The organism is Bacteroidales bacterium (assembly GCA_014860575.1).
Taxonomy (GTDB): domain Bacteria; phylum Bacteroidota; class Bacteroidia; order Bacteroidales; family JAAYJT01; genus JAAYJT01.
The window spans coordinates 18,388-37,513 of record JACZJK010000057.1 but is presented as its reverse complement, the minus strand read 5'-3'; the positions used below and the strand labels follow the sequence as shown (position 1 = coordinate 37,513).

At 43.1% G+C, this 19,126-nt stretch carries 14 protein-coding genes; 10 read left to right on the top strand and 4 right to left on the bottom strand.

The features are described 5' to 3' along the window. Positions 1-9 precede the first annotated feature (9 nt). From IH597_15655 to IH597_15640, 4 genes are all read left to right on the top strand, one after another. Complete coding sequence (locus tag IH597_15655) at positions 10-633, top strand: TetR/AcrR family transcriptional regulator (GenBank protein MBE0663892.1); 624 nt, start codon at positions 10-12, stop codon at positions 631-633. Next, a complete protein-coding gene (locus tag IH597_15650) occupies positions 630-2,039 on the top strand; it encodes a TolC family protein (GenBank protein ID MBE0663891.1) in 1,410 nt (469 codons plus the stop codon). Before IH597_15655 ends, IH597_15650 begins: the two co-directional genes overlap by 4 nt. 72 nt (positions 2,040-2,111) lie before the next feature. Beyond that, positions 2,112-3,320, top strand: a complete 1,209-nt coding sequence (locus tag IH597_15645) for an efflux RND transporter periplasmic adaptor subunit (GenBank protein ID MBE0663890.1) — start codon at positions 2,112-2,114, stop codon at positions 3,318-3,320. A gap of 106 nt (positions 3,321-3,426) precedes the next feature. After that, positions 3,427-6,882 (top strand): efflux RND transporter permease subunit, encoded by a 3,456-nt coding sequence (locus IH597_15640; protein ID MBE0663889.1) that lies wholly within the window; start codon positions 3,427-3,429, stop codon positions 6,880-6,882. Here IH597_15640 and IH597_15635 read toward each other — a convergent pair. Beyond that, positions 6,879-7,535 (bottom strand): hypothetical protein, encoded by a 657-nt coding sequence (locus IH597_15635; GenBank protein ID MBE0663888.1) that lies wholly within the window; start codon positions 7,533-7,535, stop codon positions 6,879-6,881. The genes IH597_15640 and IH597_15635 overlap by 4 nt on opposite strands. Positions 7,536-7,938: 403 nt before the next feature. Here IH597_15635 and IH597_15630 point away from each other — a divergent pair, with 403 nt between their 5' ends. The 6 genes from IH597_15630 (at position 7,939) to IH597_15605 (ending at position 16,820) form a co-directional block, all read left to right on the top strand. Then, the gene (locus IH597_15630; GenBank protein MBE0663887.1) at positions 7,939-9,096 is read left to right on the top strand and encodes a homogentisate 1,2-dioxygenase; all 1,158 of its coding nucleotides are present in this window, start codon (positions 7,939-7,941) and stop codon (positions 9,094-9,096) included. A gap of 271 nt (positions 9,097-9,367) precedes the next feature. Continuing rightward, a complete protein-coding gene (gene hppD / locus IH597_15625; protein ID MBE0663886.1) occupies positions 9,368-10,468 on the top strand; it encodes a 4-hydroxyphenylpyruvate dioxygenase in 1,101 nt (366 codons plus the stop codon). A gap of 222 nt (positions 10,469-10,690) precedes the next feature. Then, positions 10,691-11,950: a fumarylacetoacetase gene (gene fahA / locus IH597_15620; protein ID MBE0663885.1), complete on the top strand. Its 1,260-nt coding sequence runs from the start codon at positions 10,691-10,693 to the stop codon at positions 11,948-11,950. 119 nt (positions 11,951-12,069) lie between these two features. Next, positions 12,070-12,969, top strand: coding sequence for a flavin reductase family protein (locus IH597_15615; GenBank protein ID MBE0663884.1), 900 nt, complete (start codon positions 12,070-12,072; stop codon positions 12,967-12,969). A gap of 397 nt (positions 12,970-13,366) precedes the next feature. Then, positions 13,367-15,469: a M3 family metallopeptidase gene (locus tag IH597_15610; protein MBE0663883.1), complete on the top strand. Its 2,103-nt coding sequence runs from the start codon at positions 13,367-13,369 to the stop codon at positions 15,467-15,469. A gap of 88 nt (positions 15,470-15,557) precedes the next feature. Continuing rightward, positions 15,558-16,820, top strand: coding sequence for a mechanosensitive ion channel (locus IH597_15605; protein MBE0663882.1), 1,263 nt, complete (start codon positions 15,558-15,560; stop codon positions 16,818-16,820). 33 nt (positions 16,821-16,853) lie between these two features. Here IH597_15605 and IH597_15600 read toward each other — a convergent pair whose 3' ends face one another. The 3 genes from IH597_15600 to IH597_15590 all read right to left on the bottom strand — a co-directional run bounded on the left by IH597_15600 (position 16,854) and on the right by IH597_15590 (position 18,895). After that, positions 16,854-17,303 (bottom strand): sterol desaturase family protein, encoded by a 450-nt coding sequence (locus IH597_15600; GenBank protein ID MBE0663881.1) that lies wholly within the window; start codon positions 17,301-17,303, stop codon positions 16,854-16,856. A gap of 90 nt (positions 17,304-17,393) precedes the next feature. Continuing rightward, on the bottom strand, positions 17,394-17,912 hold the full coding sequence (gene idi / locus IH597_15595; GenBank protein ID MBE0663880.1) for an isopentenyl-diphosphate Delta-isomerase: 519 nt from the start codon (positions 17,910-17,912) through the stop codon (positions 17,394-17,396). Between the two features lie 140 nt (positions 17,913-18,052). Next, on the bottom strand, positions 18,053-18,895 hold the full coding sequence (locus IH597_15590) for a phytoene/squalene synthase family protein (protein MBE0663879.1): 843 nt from the start codon (positions 18,893-18,895) through the stop codon (positions 18,053-18,055). Positions 18,896-19,126: the final 231 nt, after the last annotated feature.

Below are 19,126 nucleotides of genomic sequence, written 5' to 3'. Positions count from 1 at the left end.
TAACAATACATGGAAGAAGTAATTCCTAAAATCAGAGATATTTACGCCAGGTACGGGATCAGGAGTGTTACAATGGACGATCTCGCCCGTGAATTGGGTGTTTCAAAAAAGACACTTTACCAATATTTTACTGATAAAGAGGAAGTAGTTCGCAATGTAGTTGAGTTCATGATCCATGATCAGCAGGATTGCATTGCTGCCATAAACAACAATAATGCTATCAATGCTATTGACGAACTTTTGCAGATGAGCCGTTATATTTCCGAACACTTAAAGTCAGTTAACCCATCGTTCGCATACGACCTTAGAAAATACTATCCACCTGTTTGGAACAATCTAGTACAGTTTAAAAGCAAAACAATTCTGGAGCATATCATGGCCAACATACGCAAAGGAATTGCAGAGGGCTTATACCGTAAGGATCTCAACTACGATATTCTCGCCTTTGTTTTTGTGTCACGTATGGAACTATACTCACCTGGTGGATTTCCGGAATTGGAAAAATTCTCTTATCATGAAGTGTTTCTTACTCTCTTTCAATATCATGTAAGGGGCATCGCCAATGAAAATGGCCGCAAATACCTCGAAGAACTCTTGGCCGGTAATGAAATCGAAAATCTAAGATTGCAATGAATCAGATAATTAAACCTAAACTAGATTATATTTTATTCAGGTCTGAATCCTGGCGTTGGCTTTTGTTGATAGGAATTTACGTTGCTTTTCCTTATTGGATTGCCGCAAGTACACTCAATGAAAACAATGAGGAAAATGCAATGAAATTGTCGCTTGAGCAGGCAAAAGAATATGCATTGGAGCACAGCATAAAGATCAAAACAGCTATGGCCGATCTTGAGATTGCCGAAAAGCAGATTTGGGAAATTACCTCCACCGGTTTGCCGCAGCTTGATGCAAGCGTAGGCTACCAATATTATTTCAACATTCCAACCTCGCTTGTGCCTGCTGAGTTTTTCGGTGGCGAACCCGGAGAATTTGCCGAAATACAGTTTGGCATTGAGCAAAACTTGAATGCATCTGCAACGCTTAGCCAGTTATTGTTTGATGGTTCGTACATTGTTGGCTTGCGTGCTGCCCGTATTTTCAAAGAACTTGCCAATCAAAACCTCAAGCGTTCTGAAATTGAGATCCGGAGCACAGTCACTGAATCGTATCTTCTTGTGCTGCTATCCCGCGAGAATCTGGAAATTGTGCAACAAAACCTTGGTAATATGCAGCAAACACTCACCGAAACTGAACAAATCTTCAAAGCAGGGTTTACTGACCCAATCAATGTAGATCAGTTGAAACTTGCCGTTGCCAATATGAAAAATACCATTGCCAACCTTGAGCGGCAAAATACGGTTACCCTGAACTTGCTGAAATTTCAACTCGGCTTTGATATTTCATTGCCCATTGAACTTACCGATTCGCTTGAAGGACTTTTTGAGTCCATAGCGCTTGAAGCTGAAAGCGTTGCCCAATTTGAAATTGATAACCATATTGACCTGCAGATTATGCGTTCGCAACAAACAATGGATTTTATGAGCATGAGGCGTGAGCAATCATTTATGCTTCCACGCTTATCGGCTTCATACACTTACCAGCAAATGGCCATGCGCAACGAATTTAATTTTTTCAAAACCAATGAACCCTGGTTTCCGACATCCTTTCTTGCTGTAAACCTGGATATCCCAATCTTCTCAAGCGGCAATCGTTCCTCAAGGATTCAGCAGGCAAAGCTGAAACTTGAAAAATCAGAGTTGGCCACCGCTGAAACCGCGCAAATGTTGAAACTTCAGATGCAGCAGGCCCGGGCTGATTTTGAGACTGCTCAGGAAAAATATGGAAATGAAAAAGAGAACCTCTCACTTGCGCAAAGAATATTGCAACGAACTACAATTATGCACCGCGAAGGACTTGCGAGCAGCTTGGAGCTCACACAGGCAAACGATCAGTTCCTTATGACGCAGGCTAACTTTCTCAATTCCATTTTCGAACTTCTCAATGCCAGAAACAATATTCAGAAAGCCAGGGGTATCTAGGTTTTACAAATTATACTTCTAAAGCTAAGCGACAATAATAATTAACGTCTTTTCAATAATATCTCAGATACAATGAACCGTAACTATCATCTTATAAATCGTAAAATGTTTATGCTGCCAGGCAAACCTCTTCTTAGCAGACTTGCACTAATAATCCCGGTGGCGGGTTTAATGTTTCTGGCTTCCTGCAGCAACAATGCACCGGAATCGGATGCCGACGCCATCCGCAACGAGATTGCTGAACACCAGAAGCAAATAATGGAATCAACAATGAAAGTCAACGAACTTGAACGGCAACTTGAGGCCATGGGAGAGCAGCCTGCAAACCGTTCTCTCACCGCGGTGGAGGTGATGGAACTGCAGCCGCAATCTTTCAATCACTTTTTTCGTGTGAACGCCGCCGTTGAAGCTGTTCAGGAAGCAATTATAAGTCCCGAGATCAGTGGGCAACTGACCCAGATTGCTGTTACCAAAGGACAGCGTGTAAGCGCCGGTCAGGTGGTTGCAAAGCTGAATACATCAGTGATCGAAAACAGTATCGAAGAAATAAAAACAAGCCTGCAACTTGCAAAAACAGTTTATGAACGGCAAAAAGGTTTGTGGGATCAGGAAATTGGCAGCGAGATACAATACCTTGAAGCAAAAAACAACTACGACGCAATGCAAACGCGTCAGAAAACGCTGGAATCGCAATTGGATATGGCAGTGATGCGAGCTCCTTTCAATGGCATTGTTGATGAGATTTTCCTGAAGGAGGGTGAACTTGCCATTCCTGGAGTTCCGGTCATGCAGATCATTAATCTTGGACGTGTTTACATAAACGCTGATATCGCTGAATCTTTTCTCCCGATGATTAATACTAAAGCCGATGTGATTCTGCGATTTCCAACTTTCCCTGATTTTGAAGCGAAGGTACCGATCCATCGCCTTGGTAATGTTATCAATCCTGAAAACAGAACTTTCCAGCTTCAATTGCGCATTGATAATCCTGGCGAAAAGTTTAAACCCAATATGGTTGCCAGCGTAAACATCCAGACTTTTACCTCCGACTCCACACTGGTACTACCTTCAATACTGATCAAACAGGATGTGCAGGGTCACTTTGTATATATCGCGCAACAGGCAGATAATGGCGATTTGAACGCCCGAAAAAAATATATCGAAAGAGGTCTTGAAAGTGAAGGGCTAACAATGATCAAATCTGGTTTGGAACCGGGCACCCGGGTCATACAGCGCGGGCATAACCAGGTTGGCGACGGAACCCTGATCAGTATTGAATAAATCACATTTAGCAAATTCAAGACTTTGAACCTTAAACTACGAACTTCGAACCTTGCCAACATGCTTATGGGTTCGAACCCCAAACTAACTTCAACACTAATCTGCAATGAAACAAGTCCGCGAATTTAAGTTAACAACCTTAGCGCTGAAGAACAAAAATACCGTTTTTCTTTTGGTCTTTATATTCGCTATTTTCGGGATCATTTCATACCGGTCGCTTCCCAAGGAGTTGTTTCCTGAAATAGTGATCCCTACAATTTTGGTGAAAACAATTTATCCGGGCAACCCGCCAGTGGATATGGAAAACCTGATCACCAGGCCTCTTGAAAACGAGATCAATACCATCACCGGTATTAAGAAACTCAGCTCTACATCAACACAAGATAATTCTGATATTATCGTGGAATTTCAAACCGATGTTGAAATCAAGGCAGCACTACAGGATGTGAAGGATGCGGTTGACCGGGTAAAAGGCGACCTTCCTATTGATCTGCCAACCGACCCTATTGTATTGGATATTGATTTTTCGGAATTTCCAATCATTAACATCAACCTCTCCGGCAATTATGGTATAAACGATCTCAAGCGCTATGCTGATTATCTGCAGGATGAAATAGAAAATATTACCGAGATTTCGAAAGTTGAAATTACCGGCATACCCGAAAGAGAGATTCAGATTAATGTGAACCCATTGCTGCTTGATGCCAACGAACTTAGCTTCACCGATATTGAGAATGCTATCACGCAGGAAAATGTTTCTATTTCTGGAGGTTCTGTATTATTTGATGACAATACACGCTGGGCTGTCAGAACCATTGGAGAGTATACGGATGTCAGGGATATTGGCGATATTATCATCAAGCATGAGAATGAAGCCATCGTATACCTGCGCGATGTTGCAAGCGTGGAAGATACTTATGCTGATCCCGTCAGTTTTGCCCGTCTCGACGATCAACCGGTTGTTTCGTTGCAGGTTGTTAAAAAATCGGGTCAGAACCTGTTATCTGCAACCGATAAAATTTTCAGGGTCATCCAGGAATCAAAGGATGGTGGAAACCTTCCTGCTGATTTGAATATTACAATTACTAACGATCAATCGGAAGAAATCCGCAACCAGATCACAAACCTCGAAAATAGTGTGATCATGGCTGTCATCCTTGTGATACTGGTACTCTACTTTTTCCTTGGATTGAAGAATGCGCTATTCGTTGGAATCGCTATACCGCTTTCAATGCTGGTCTCGTTTGTTGTTTTCGGGATCATAGGCATCCAGATCAATATGATCGTACTCTTTTCCTTGATCCTGGCTTTGGGATTACTGGTAGATAACGGCATTGTGGCCGTTGACAATATTTTCCGTTACATTGAAAGGGGCTATAGCGTTTTTGAAGCAGCAAAACTTGGCATAGGTGAAATAGCATTGCCCATCATCACTTCAACAGCAACCACCCTGGCAGCATTTCTGCCATTGGCTTTCTGGCAAGGCATTGTTGGTGAGTTTATGAAATTTCTTCCTGTTACCCTGATCATCGTGCTTTCCTCTTCACTTTTTGTAGCCCTGGTGATTATCCCTGTGTTCGCAGAAGCATTTTTCAAGGACAAAAAACAAACAGAAGCTGATGCATCCCGCAAGCAGAATCACAGAAAATTACGGGTCAGACGTTTGATCCTGGTTGGCATCCTGGTACTGCTTGGTATTTTGTTGCATCTGGCCTCAATGACTTTACTTGCCAATGTCATCCTGCTAATTGCCATTTTAATATTTTTAGGATATTTTGTGTTCAATAAAATTGCTCTTTGGTTCCAGATAAAAGCATTGCCTTATAATGAAAGGCTTTATTCCCGGACTCTTAATTTTGCATTGAGAGGCAGAAATCCATATTTTTTTATTGTTGGAACCTTTCTATTCCTTGTCGCTTCAATTGTATTTTTTGCTGTTAAAACTCCCAATGTGTTATTCTTTCCTGAGAGCCAGCCAAAGTTCATTAATATCCTTGCCGAAATGCCAATCGGTTACGATATCAATGAAACCAATAATCGGATCATTCAAATTGAGCAGGATGTTGAAGGAATAATCAAGCCTTATCGTCATATCGTGAAATCGGTTCTAACTACAGTTGGGCAAGGTGCCGTTGGCGAATTTGAAGGCGGTGCGGGCGATACTCCGAACCGTGGCCGGATCACAGTTACATTTGTGGAATTTGAAAGCAGGCAGGGAATCAATACATCCGATATACAGGCTGAAATCAGCGAAGCATTGCTCGGAAAATATCCGGGTGTAGAATTCAATATTGAAAAAGACGCAACAGGACCGCCTTCGGGGAAAGCAATAAACCTTGAAATCAGTGGCAGAAATTTCGATCAGTTGCTTACAATCACCGATAGGATCCAGCAACGCATTGAGGGTTCGGGAATACAGGGCATTGAAAGCCTCGCCAAGAATCTTGATGTGGACAAACCCGAGATCATCGTTCATATTGACCGCGACAGGGCAAGACGTTATGGTATTTCAACTTATCTGATCGCAAACACAATACGTACCGCCTTGTTCGGCAACGAAATATCAAACTTTAAAATCGGGGAAGATGAGTTTCCGATCCAGCTCAGACTCGACAAAGAATACAGGAATAACATGGCCAGCCTGATAAATCAACGTATTACTTTCCGAAGCCAAAGCAGCGGCCAGATTATGCAGATTCCTATATCGGCTGTGGCAACTGTTGAGTACAGCAAAACCTATGGTTCAGTAAACCGAATCAATATGGACAGGGTTATAACCTTGACTTCAAATGTTTTGCCCGGCTACAATGCTACAAGTGTGAACCAGCAAATAAAAGACTTGTTGCAGGACACAACCATGCCCGATGGATACGCTTATGCCTTTACCGGCGAGCAGCAGGAGCAGGCCGAATCAATGGCATTCCTTATGGTGGCATTGCTTATAGCAGTTTCGTTGATCAGTTTGATACTGGTTACGCAGTTTAATTCTATTGTGAAGCCTTTCATTATTATTGGCAGCGTAATTTTCAGCACTGCCGGTGTATTTTTCGGGCTGGGCCTTTTCAATATGGAGTTTGTGGTTATCATGACCGGCATTGGTATTATAAGCCTGGCCGGTGTTGTTGTAAACAATGCCATCGTATTAATTGATTACACCGACTATCTCCACGACCTGCGCAAATCAGATAACGACATTCCTGATAATCTTTATCTTGACGACGCTACTTCTACAGAACTGATCAGGCTGGCAGGGGAAACACGTTTCAGGCCGGTGATACTTACTGCCATTACAACGGTGCTTGGCCTTTTCCCACTAGCGATCGGGCTGAATATTGATTTTGTTACACTTATGACCGAGCTGGACCCACAGATTTATTTTGGCGGCGACAACGCAGCTTTTTGGAGCCCAATGGCCTGGACCGTTATTTTTGGACTTACAGTTGCAACATTTCTCACCCTGGTGATTGTGCCAAGCATGTATCAGATCACGCTTTCAATGCAACGCCGGTTATCCGTCTGGATGAAGGGGGAAAAAGTGATTGCTGATAAAGTTCAGGATTAAATACCCAGCATGAGAGCCAGCCCCACTAACAATCCTCCGGGTTGAATCAGTTTCAACGATTGTTTTGAGGTTGTGCTGAGTTGAACCCCCGAGGTTTTTAGTTTATAATTGTCGCCTTTGTTGAGTGGATACGCATAACCAAGGTGCAGGCTGATTTTGCTTTTGGTTCCGATCCTGATATTGTAGGAATAGTCGAGATTTAAAGTGCTAACTTTTTCCAGATCAAGCAGCACCATTTCATTTCTTTTGGGGTTCTCAACTTCCATTTCGACCTCAAAATCAGTGAGACCCGATGCACTTGCATAGCCAATTGACCATGCCGATCCGTAAAGGTCAGGATTTTGATAATACCTGAATCCACCTCCGATTTTGGTTCCCCATGTTCCTATCCCAGCCTGGCCGAACAAAGAAATTGGCGGGCTTATCGGCGCTTCTATTGCGATTCCTATTAATCCGCTGTAATTGTTTATTCCGGAAGCAATACCCAAGTAAACTGATGGAATTGGGTCGGGCAGGAGTATCCGGTACACTTCCTGTGCTGACACAATTTGAGCAGCAACGATAAGCATGAGAGAGGCAATGCAAACAGTAAAGGCATTGCGAAGTCCTTTTAAGTTTTTGCTGACTTTGATTCTAATCAGTTGATTTTGCATGTTGTTTCTGGTATTAGTGAATGGGTTGATGCAAAAATAAAATATTATTCAAACCGGTGGAATTAAATCTCGGATTTTGAATTAGCAATTCCATTACTCCAATAAATCAAAGTCCAAAGCCAAAAAATCAAAGCCCAAAATCCAAATTCCATTCAAATTCAAAATAGATGTCAATTGGATTTCGAATCTTAAATCTGGAATTTTGAATTAGCAATTCCATTACTCCATCACTCCATCACTCCATTTGTCCAAATCAATCAACCATTTGACCATTTGACTAATCAACCAAATAACCATTCACCCACTGCATCACAACACTACAGTATAACTGCATCACAAAATGGCCGGAAACTTAAACAATAGGCGTATATTTGTGTTTGTTTAACAAACAATCATATTGATTATGCCTCATTATCACACCCTCGGACAAATACCCCGTAAGCGGCATACCCAGTTTCGCAAACCCGATGGAGGGCTTTATTCTGAGCAACTTGTTTCTACCGAAGGATTCTCCGATGTATGCTCACTGACTTATCATGTTTATGAGCCTACCAGGGTTATTGGAATTGATGAGCCTTATTCAGTTGCACCTGAAATTGCGATTGAAAAGAATATGCAACACCGTAGTTACCAAGGGTTTAATGTAAAGCCTGGCGGTGATTACCTGCAAAGCCGTGTTCCAGTGTTGGTAAACAACGATGTTTATCTTTCGCTGGCGGCGCCTGTAAGCGGCACCGACAACTATTTCTTTAAGAACTCAATGGCCGACGAGATTATATTCATTCATGAAGGCGAAGGCGTTCTGAAAAGTATGTATGGCCAAATCCCGTTTGCTTATGGCGACCAAATCGTGATCCCCCGAGGAACCATTTACCAGTTAGAGTTCAAAGATGAAAACAACCGCTTATTTATTGTTGAATCTTTCAGTCCTTTAAGATTTCCTAAACGTTATCTGAACCACAACAGACAATTGCTTGAGCATTCGCCTTTCTGCGAACGCGACATTCGTAAACCACAGAATCTTGAAACTTTCGACCAGAAAGGCGATTTCAAGGTGCTTATAAAAAAGCAGGATATGATTTTTCCCTATCACCTTGAATCGCATCCGTTTGATGTGATTGGCTGGGATGGATATTTGTTTCCTTATGCACTTTCAGTTCATGATTTTGAACCCATCACGGGGCGGGTGCATCAGCCGCCTCCGGTTCACCAGGTTTTTGAAACCAAAACTTTTGTAGTCTGCAACTTTGTTCCCCGTCTCTACGATTATCATCCACTCGGTATCCCGGTTCCATACAATCACAGCAATATTGATTCTGATGAGGTGTTGTATTATGTGGATGGCGATTTTATGAGCCGCAAGCATGTAACCCGTGGACAGATCACTTTGCATCCTATGGGCATCCCACACGGGCCGCATCCCGGAACCGTTGAGAAAAGCCTGGGTGCAAAAGAAACCAAAGAACTCGCGCTGATGGTTGATACCTTCCGCCCGCTGAAAATCACAAAACAGGCCATGGAGATTGAGGAGAAGGAGTACTTTTTGTCGTGGCTGGAATAGAAAGTTCAAAGTTCAAAGTTCAAATGTTCAAAGTTCAAAGCCCCAAGCCCCAAGTTCCAAATTGAAAATTCAAAGCTCAACGAATCAACGAATTACCAATTAACCAAGTAACTATTCAACCAATCAACCAATTAACCATTCACTACTCCATCACTCCATTACTCCATCACTCCATTACTCCATTACTCCATCACTCCACTACTGTATTACAGTATCACTGCATCACCGCTTCACAAAATCGTAAATCGTAAATCCAAAATCGAAAATACAAATGGCTGATCAAAAAGACTTCCTCCCTATCAATGGTACTGATTATGTTGAATTTTATGTGGGCAATGCTAAACAGGCAGCTCACTTTTATCAAACAGCTTTTGGCTTTCAACCCTTGGCTTATGCCGGATTGGAAACCGGGTTGAAAGACCGCACTTCCTTCGTTCTGCAACAGGGAAAGATCCGATTTGTGTTAACATCAGCGCTTGATCCGAAATCGCCCATCAGTGATCATGTAAAACTTCATGGCGATGGTGTGAAAGTAGTAGCGTTATGGGTTGATGATGCAACAAAATCATACCATGAAACTACGAGCCGTGGCGCTGTATCGTACATGGAACCAGCGGTTCAGAAAGATGAGCAGGGTGAAGTTATTGTTTCCGGCATAAAAACCTACGGCGAAACGGTTCATGTTTTTGTTGAACGCAAAAATTACAAAGGAATCTTTTTGCCAGGGTATATTGCCTGGAACCCAAATTATAAGCCCGCTGATGTTGGCCTGCAATATGTTGACCACATGGTAGGCAATGTAGGTTGGGGTGAAATGAATAAATGGGTTGATTTTTATGCCAAGGTGATGGGTTTCTCACAACTTGTTTCCTTCGACGATAAAGACATCAGCACCGAATACACCGCATTGATGAGCAAGGTGATGAGCAATGGCAATGGCCGCATCAAATTCCCGATCAACGAACCTGCCGAAGGCCGCAAGAAATCCCAGATCGAAGAATACATTGATTTTTACAAAGGGCCAGGGGTTCAGCATGTGGCCATGGCAACCGATGATATAATTGCTACTGTGAGTGAGCTTCAAAAACGTGGTGTTGATTTCCTTACCGTTCCGGGATCATATTACGATACCGTTAGTGATCGTGTGGGTGAAATTGACGAGCAACTGTCCTCATTGAGTAAACTCGGCATTTTGATTGACCGCGACGATGAAGGCTATCTTTTGCAGATTTTTACAAAACCTGTCCAGGACCGCCCGACCGTATTCTATGAAATTATCCAGCGCAAAGGCGCCAAATCATTCGGAAAAGGAAATTTCAAAGCCTTGTTTGAATCAATTGAGCGGGAACAGGAACGCAGAGGAACCCTTTAAGATTCAAGATTTTAGATTTATGATTTACGATTGTTAAATTACGAATTTTGAATTTTGAATTACGAATTACGAATGAAGAATGAAACTTACTAAACCTCTAAACCCCAAAACCCACTAAACACCTTAACACTTAAACACCTAAACACCTAAACACTCTAAACCTCTAAACTTCTAAACAGTCTAAACCCTCTAAACGCCTCAACTCCTCAAAACCCATAAAAAATGTCCGCAAAAAATTCCTGGATCAAAACCAAACCCGACGACGATTTCTCCCTGAACAACATCCCTTTTGGAATTGCCCAAAATTCAGATAAGGAAACCTTTGTTGCCACACGGATCGGTAATACCGTCATCAGCCTGGCTGCGATGAGCGGTTGGGGCTGCTTTGGAGAAGAGTTGCAAGGCAAACAACGTGTTTTTGAGAACCGCCACCTGAACGATTTCATCGCACTTGGCAAAAACCAAACTACAGCCATCAGGAACACTATCATAGATTTGTTTTCGGAAAATGATGATTCTTTGAAGGCTTTCATGGAACAACCCGGCTTTATGTTTTATAATATTAAGGAAGTGACCATGCTCATGCCCGTCAGGGTGGGCGATTACACCGATTTTTATTCCAGCAAAGAGCACGCTACCAATGTGGGCATCATGTTTCGCGACCCGGAAAACGCTTTGCTGCCAAACTGGAAACATATCCCGGTTGGTTATCATGGCAGGGCCAGTTCCATTGTGGTTTCCGGAACGCCGATTCACCGCCCAAAGGGCCAAACCAAGCCCGATGATGTGGAGAAGCCTGTTTTCGGGCCAACCCGCCTCCTGGACTTTGAACTTGAAATGGCATTTATTACAGGCCGGAACACCAGGCTTGGAGAAAACATCCCGGTTGAAAATGCTGAGGATTATATTTTTGGACTGGTGATCTTTAACGACTTATCAGCGCGCGACATCCAGAAATGGGAATACGTACCGCTCGGGCCGTTTTTGTCTAAAAGTTTTGGTTCAGTAATCTCGCCCTGGGTAGTTACCCTTGATGCGCTTGAGCCTTTCCGAACCGCCGGCCCTAAACAGGAACCTGAAGTTTTACCTTACCTGCAATTCAACGGCAATAAAAGTTTCGACATCAACCTTGAAGTGCTTATACAACCTGAAAACCAGGAAGCAACCACAGTTTGCCGTTCGAACACAAAGTACTTATACTGGAACATGAGCCAGCAACTGGCGCACCAGACCGTGAACGGTTGCAATATCAATATTGGCGATATGTACGCTTCGGGAACCATCAGCGGCCCGGATGCAGGTTCATTTGGCTCCTTGCTAGAAATTACATGGAAAGGCACAAAACCCATTGAGCTTCCGGCTGGGATCACACGAAAATTTATTGAAGACCATGATACAGTGATTATGCATGCTTTTGCCGAAAAAGACGGACTCAGGGTTGGATTTGGCGAGTCAGTCACAAAGATTTTACCGGCATTGTAAGGGTTAAATGGATTTATATTACAATTAATGTTTACTTCGAAAATCAAAAATCCCTGTCCGCCCAATTTTTGCCAATGCACTGGCAGGCGGGGTTATTCCTTGTTTTTAATTCTGGCTTTATGAAAACAATCATCCCATCCGATATATCGGTTACTGAACTTCATCAGCTAATGCTTGGCGCCATAGCACCCCGTCCGATAGCCCTTGCCAGTACAATAGACCGGGAAGGAAAACCAAATTTATCTCCGTTTAGTTTTTATAACGCTTTTGGTGTGAACCCCACCACCCTGATTTTTTCGCCTTCACGCCGTGGCCGCGATAACACGGTAAAAAACACCTACGAAAATGTGAAAGAAGTTCCCGAAGTGGTTATCAACGCGGTTACTTACGGCATGGTGCAGCAAGTCAGCCTGGCAAGTACTGAATACCCCAGAGGTGTAAATGAGTTTGAAAAATCGGGTCTGAGCCCGTTGGCTTCTGAAATAGTAAAACCTTTCAGGGTAAAGGAATCGCCTGTACAGTTTGAATGTAAAGTAAGGCAGGTGATAGAAACCGGTGATCAGGGTGGCGCTGCAAATCTTGTAATTTGTGAAATCCTGCTCATTCATGTTCATCCCGATGTTTTAAATGCACAAGGCAAAATTGACACCCGGAAAATGGATTTAGTAGGCCGCATGGGTGCTGATTTTTATGTGCGGGCTGCAGGCGATGCTTTGTTTGAAGTTGAAAAACCATTGGCACGCCTTGGAATCGGTGTTGATAATCTTCCGGATAAAATCCGCCTGAGCACGATGCTTACCGGCAATGACCTGGGCCGGTTGGGAAATCTTGAAAGTTTGCCCACATCTGATGAAATTGAAGCCTCCCGGCGAAATCCTTATGTATCGTGTATTATTAGCGAAAACAAGAATAATGAACTTGCACAGAGTGAAAGCTTGCATCGCCTGGCGCAGCAATGGATTGAAGCAGGAAAGTATAAAGAAGCTTTGAGTATGCTTATGCTAACTGTGAAGCAATAAAACTGTGTTTTACGTTATCCGGCCTATAGTATTGGCTTTGTATAGCTATGCCGAAGTATTGAATTGCAAATACAATTATGTTCCAAGCGGCAATGCAATTGCCGCTTAGCCAATGGAAAAGATGCCCTTACACTTTTAATGCTTTAACGTCGCTAATTCAACCAACGGAATTCAGGTTCAAATCTTACCATATGACGCCGCAAGAAAAGCAGAACTTCACCTCAAACTTTTCTTTTCTTAATAAATGACTATTTTTGTCGCATTAAAACGATAAGTTCCTGCATGCCTTATATGGCCTCATCAGTATATGCCAACCGTGCCTCTCATTATTCCAGCAACCCAATTGAGTATTTTCTTGAAAAGTACCTCTTATAATCATTCATAAAAATTTATTGAAATGAGAAAATTTAACCTTGTTCTAATTCTTGCCGGCTTGTTACTGGCCGCCTGCACACAGCAAACTCCTATGGAAAATCCGTTTTTATCTGATTACAACACACCTTTCGATGTTCCTCCTTTTCACCTGATTGAAGAGGTTCATTATCTTCCGGCATTCCAGGAAGGAATGGCCCAGGAAAAAGCTGAGATTGATGCCATCATCAGCAATACAGCCGAACCTGATTTTGAGAATACTATTGTTGCCTTCGACAACGCCGGCGAATTGCTCAGGAAAGTGGGCGGAGTGTTTTATCGCCTTAATGGTGCGAACACAAATCCGAACATGCAGGCGATTGCCAGGGAAATTACGCCTTTGACCTCCGCTCATAATAATGAGATCAGGTTGAACCAGGACTTGTTTGAGAAAGTTAAAATTGTGTATGAAAAGCGTGAAAGTTTGAACCTCGATCCTGAACAGATGCGTGTGGTTGAAAAAGTTTACCAGGATTTTGCACGCAACGGAGCAGCCCTGCCTGAAGATCAACGTAACAGGCTCAAGGAAATCAACGAGCGCTTATCCATGATCTCATTGCAACTTGGCGAGAATGTGCTTGCCGAAACCAACAATTTTCAGCTAATCATTGAAAATGCTGAGGACCTTGCCGGCCTCAGTGATGAAATCATTGCCGGAGCTGCAACTGAAGCAAAACGTGTGAATATGGAAGGAAAATGGGTTTTCACACTTCAGAAACCAAGCTGGATTCCTTTTCTTCAGTATGCTCAGCGCCGCGATTTGCGCGAGAAACTTTACCGTGGCTATTTTATGCGTGGCGATAACGACAATGAGTTTGATAACAAGGCATTGTTTGCCGAACTTCTGAAACTGCGCGATGAGCGTTCGAAACTCCTGGGTTTTGAAAATTTCGCTGCATTTGCAACTGATGTAAATATGGCCCAAAGCCCTGAAAATGTTGTTAATTTCCTCCATCAGGTTTGGGAACCGGCCCTGAAGATCGCCAAAAATGAACGCGACGAAATGCAGGAGATTGTTAACCGTGAAGGTGGTGATTTTGAGCTTGCTTCATGGGATTGGTGGTATTATGCAGAAAAGCTGAGAAAAGAAAAATATGACCTTGATGAAGAGGAGTTAAAACCCTATTTCACAAAGGATAATGTAAGGAATGGCGTTTTTTATCTCTGCGAACAACTCTATGGCCTTACTTTCAAACAGCATTTTGATTTGCCCGTTTACCACGAAGAAGTTGAAGTGTATGAAGTATTTGATCATGACGGTTCGCACCTTGGATTGCTTTATATGGATTACCATCCCCGTCCGGGCAAGCGCGCCGGAGCATGGTGTGGAACTTTCAGGAGCGGTTCGTACGAAAACGCTGAAAAAGTTTATCCCATTGTTACGATTGTCACCAACTTTGCCCGTCCGGTTGGCGATAATCCGGCCATGTGGAGTTGGGATGAGGTGACCACTTATTTCCATGAATTCGGCCACGGATTGCATAACCTTTTTGCCGATGGCCATTACCGCCGCACCAGCCGTGATGTTCCCCGCGATTTCGTGGAATTGCCTTCCCAGGTCCTCGAAAACTGGGCAGGCGAACCCGAAATGCTGAAAATTTATGCCCTTCATTATGAAACCGGCGAACCCATGCCCGACGAACTGATTGCCAAACTCAAAAAAAGCACTCACTTCAACCAGGGTTTTACAACTGTTGAGTACGTTTCAGCGGCACTGTTGGATATGGAATACCATACCATGGATGTGAGCGGCGATCTTGATATTCGCGCCATTGAGCAAGCCTCAATGGAAAAAATCGGATTGATTGATGAAATTATCCCACGCTATCGCACCACATATTTCAATCATGTTTTCGGAACCGGCTATGCTGCGGGCTACTATGTTTACTTATGGGCTGGCGTGCTTGATGCCGATGCTTACGATGCCTTCAGGGAAAGTGGTGATTTATTCAACCGTGAGCTTGCCGATAAATTCAGAAAATACATCCTGGCCGAAAACGCCCTAGGCGAGGGAATGGAGCAATACGTAAAATTCAGGGGCAAAGAACCTTCAATTGAACCACTGCTCAAACAGCGGGGATTGAACTAAGCATGGTTCTGAATTTACTTGCGACTCAAAAACTGAATGACTTGCCCGGGAGATTTTCTCCTTGCATAAAGATGTAAAAAGTTAAATCATGATAGAATATTTCGATGAGCTCATTACCCGTTGGCTGTTAAATTCGGCCTTGTCAGAAAGCATGGCGCTCAAAATCAGCGATCTGATTGTATTTGGGTGCATATTGCTGGTGGGAGTCTTGCTTTATTTCCTGCTTAAGTATATTGCACTGAGGGTGATTAAGGTAGTGGCCAGAACAACCTCCAGCAAATGGGATGATATACTGATCGAGCAAAAATTTTTCCAGCGCCTCATTCTATTTATTCCTGCCATGATGATTTACAATGTCGGGCCGGATACAGTGACCGATATCGAAGGTTTGAGCCGTTTTGTACAGGTTTCTTTGCAGGTTTATATGGTTTTTGTTCTTACTGCAGTAATAAGCGCTTTCCTTAACGCGGTGCATGTAATCTACCAGCATTACGATATCGCCAAAGTGAAGCCAATAAAAGGTTACCTGCAGGTGGTAAAGATAGTCATGTATATTATCGTTGCAGTGCTGATTGTTTCTATGCTTGTAGGAACTTCTCCCTGGCCAATTCTTACCGGCATGGGCGCTATTTCTGCGATCCTTCTCCTGATATTCAAAGACACAATCCTGGGCCTTGTCGGGAGCATACAGCTTTCGGCGCTTGATATGGTTCGACCCGGCGACTGGATTGAAATGCCCAAGTTCAATGCTGATGGTGCGGTAATTGAAATGAACCTTACAACAGTGCAGGTTCGCAACTGGGACATGACCATCACAAATATTCCAACCTATGCCCTCATCAGCGAATCTTTCAGGAATTGGCGCGGGATGGAAGAATCGGGCGGGCGCCGGATCAAACGTTCCATACAGATCAATATGAACAGCGTGAAGTTCTGCACCCCGGAAATGCTTGAAAGGTTCCGAAAAATTCATCGGCTCACTGATTATATTGACCGTAAAGAGAAAGAACTGCGGGAACACAATTCCAGTCAGAATATTGATAGTTCGGTGATGGTGAACGGTCGCCGCCAGACCAACCTGGGTGTTTTCAGGGCTTATGCCAAGGAGTACCTCAAACACCATCCAAAGGTGAACACTGACATGACCATGCTGGTGAGGCAGTTGCAGCCCACGCAAGCCGGCATACCCATTGAAATTTATGTTTTCAGCTCCGATAAAGCCTGGGCGAATTATGAAGATATCCAGTCCGACATTTTTGACCACCTCCTGGCAGTTATCCCACAGTTCGAACTGGAAGTTTTCCAGGAGCCTACCGGAGCGGATTTTAGGAAACTGGCGGGGAAAGAATGATAATGTAGTTATTGACTAATCACCAATAACCATTCACTTTCCAAATTCCTCTTTGTAATATTTCCAGGGCGCCACCAGGAATCCATAATTCCTGTGCTGGTGAGGTCTGTGATGTTCAAGGTGGGCCTTGATGGTGGCATTCAGGTATCGGTTCCTTAAACCGGACAACATTTTCAACCGCTGATGAACCAGCACATCATGGAAAATGAAGTAAGCCAGTCCGTAAAGCGCAATGCCCAGTCCGATGTAGAAACGGTAATCAAATCCGTTTGAAACCCCCAGTATGATCAGGATGATACTTGGAATGGCGAACATAAAAGCAAACAAATCATTGAATTCCCATTTACGGCCATCGCGGATGTGGTGGTCCTTGTGCAGCGACCACAAAAAACCGTGCATAATGTACTTATGGCTGAACCAGGCCCAGAATTCCATAAAGAAAAAGGCAGCCAGAACAAGAAGTGTTGCAATATACCAATTCATAGTTTTTTATCTTTCTAATAATATTATAACGAGGTTAATCTCAATTTGTTTGAATCATTTGTAACCAAACAGCATAGCACTAAAACCGGTTTATTTTCCTGACAGCTCAATCATCTTTTCCAGTGCGATCCTGAACCAAACTGTATAGTCTTCCGGGTTCTTCAGCACGTCGATCAGCAATGCATCCATATTTATCCATTTCCATGAATCCACTTCGGCGGGGTTTATCACCGGTTTGTGGTCGTATGATCCAAAAAATACATGATCGAATTCGTGTTCGGTAAGGCCATTATCAAATGTGGCTTTGTAAATGAATGAGAACTTCCATTTAAGATCGCAATCAAGTCCCATTTCTTCCATCAGGCGCCTGCGAGCGGCATCTATGGTTTCTTCACCGGGCCGCGGATGGCTGCAACAGGTGTTGGTCCACAAACCTGGTGAATGATATTTGTGCAAAGCACGGCGCTGTAATAGCAGTTCACCTTTTTTATTGAACACAAAAACCGAGAAAGCCCTGTGCAACAAAGCCAGTTCATGGGCTTTGATTTTTTCTTCCGAACCTATCGGATTGTCATTTATATCAACGAGAATAACTTGTTCCATATTTATATTTTCTTTCCGTCTGAAAACTTTTTTATTTATTATATTTTGTCATTTTGAGTGGAGCGAAGAATCTGATTTACAGCTAGAAATAGATCCTTCACTTCGTTCAGGATGACAAGATTTGGCCTTTAGAGACAAATTCGGTCTTAATTCAGCAACCCGGTTTTATACTTTGCAAGCGAGGTCACAAGCAACCAGTATTTATTTTGGTCGCTGATACGAACCCTTTCGTTCAAAACGCGTTTTGCCGGTAAACGTTTGATCTTTTTCAGCAAGGCGTAAAAGTAAACATAAGCCACATACACCCCAAACTTTGCACCTTCAGGCAACTGCTTGATTCCGGCTAGTGCTTCGTCGAAATCTTTCTGAATATCGTCTTCTATCTTCTTTTTCTCGGTTTCATCAAACTTATCCATATTCACACCAGGGAAATAGGTTCGACCCAAACCATAATGATCAGCTTTGAGATCGCGGAGAAAATTGATTTTCTGAAAAGCTGATCCCAGGCGCATAGCACGTGGCTTTAATTCCTGAAATTTCTCGTTATTGCCTTCGCAGAAAACACGCAAACACATCAAACCCACCACATCGGCCGAGCCAAAGATATATTCCTTGTATTCATCGGCAGTATCGTAAACTTTTTTCGTGAGATCCATCTCCATGCTTCTGAGAAAGAGCTCAATCAGCACCCGATCAATTTTATATTTATTCACCGTTGCCTGGAAATTATTCAAAATTGGGTTCAGACTGATTCCTTCCTCAATGGCCTGGTAAGTGTCTTCAGAAAAGCGTTTGAGCAATTTTGCTTTATCGAACCCATGAAAAGAATCCACGATCTCGTCGGCAAAGCGCACAAACCCATAAATTGCATAGATTGGGTCGTGAAACTTCTTGCTAAAGAACTTAATACCAAGCGAGAAAGACGTACTATAAGTAGTAGTTGTCATCTTGCTCGACTCGCGTGAAATCATATCGAAAAGCTCTTTCATCGTGTTAAATTCAAAGTTCAAAGTTCCAAGTTCAAAGTCTCAAGTTCCAAGCCCCAAGTTCCAAGCCCCAAGTCCCAAATCCCAAGTTCCAAAATCCAAGTCCCAAGTTCCAAGCTCCAAGCTACCGTATCAATGATTTGCTGAATACCAGTTAGTTAAATCGGTCAATCCCCCTAACCCCCTTCTCCAAGGGGGATGAGCTCTTCGCAAACTTAGTCACAATAATCCATC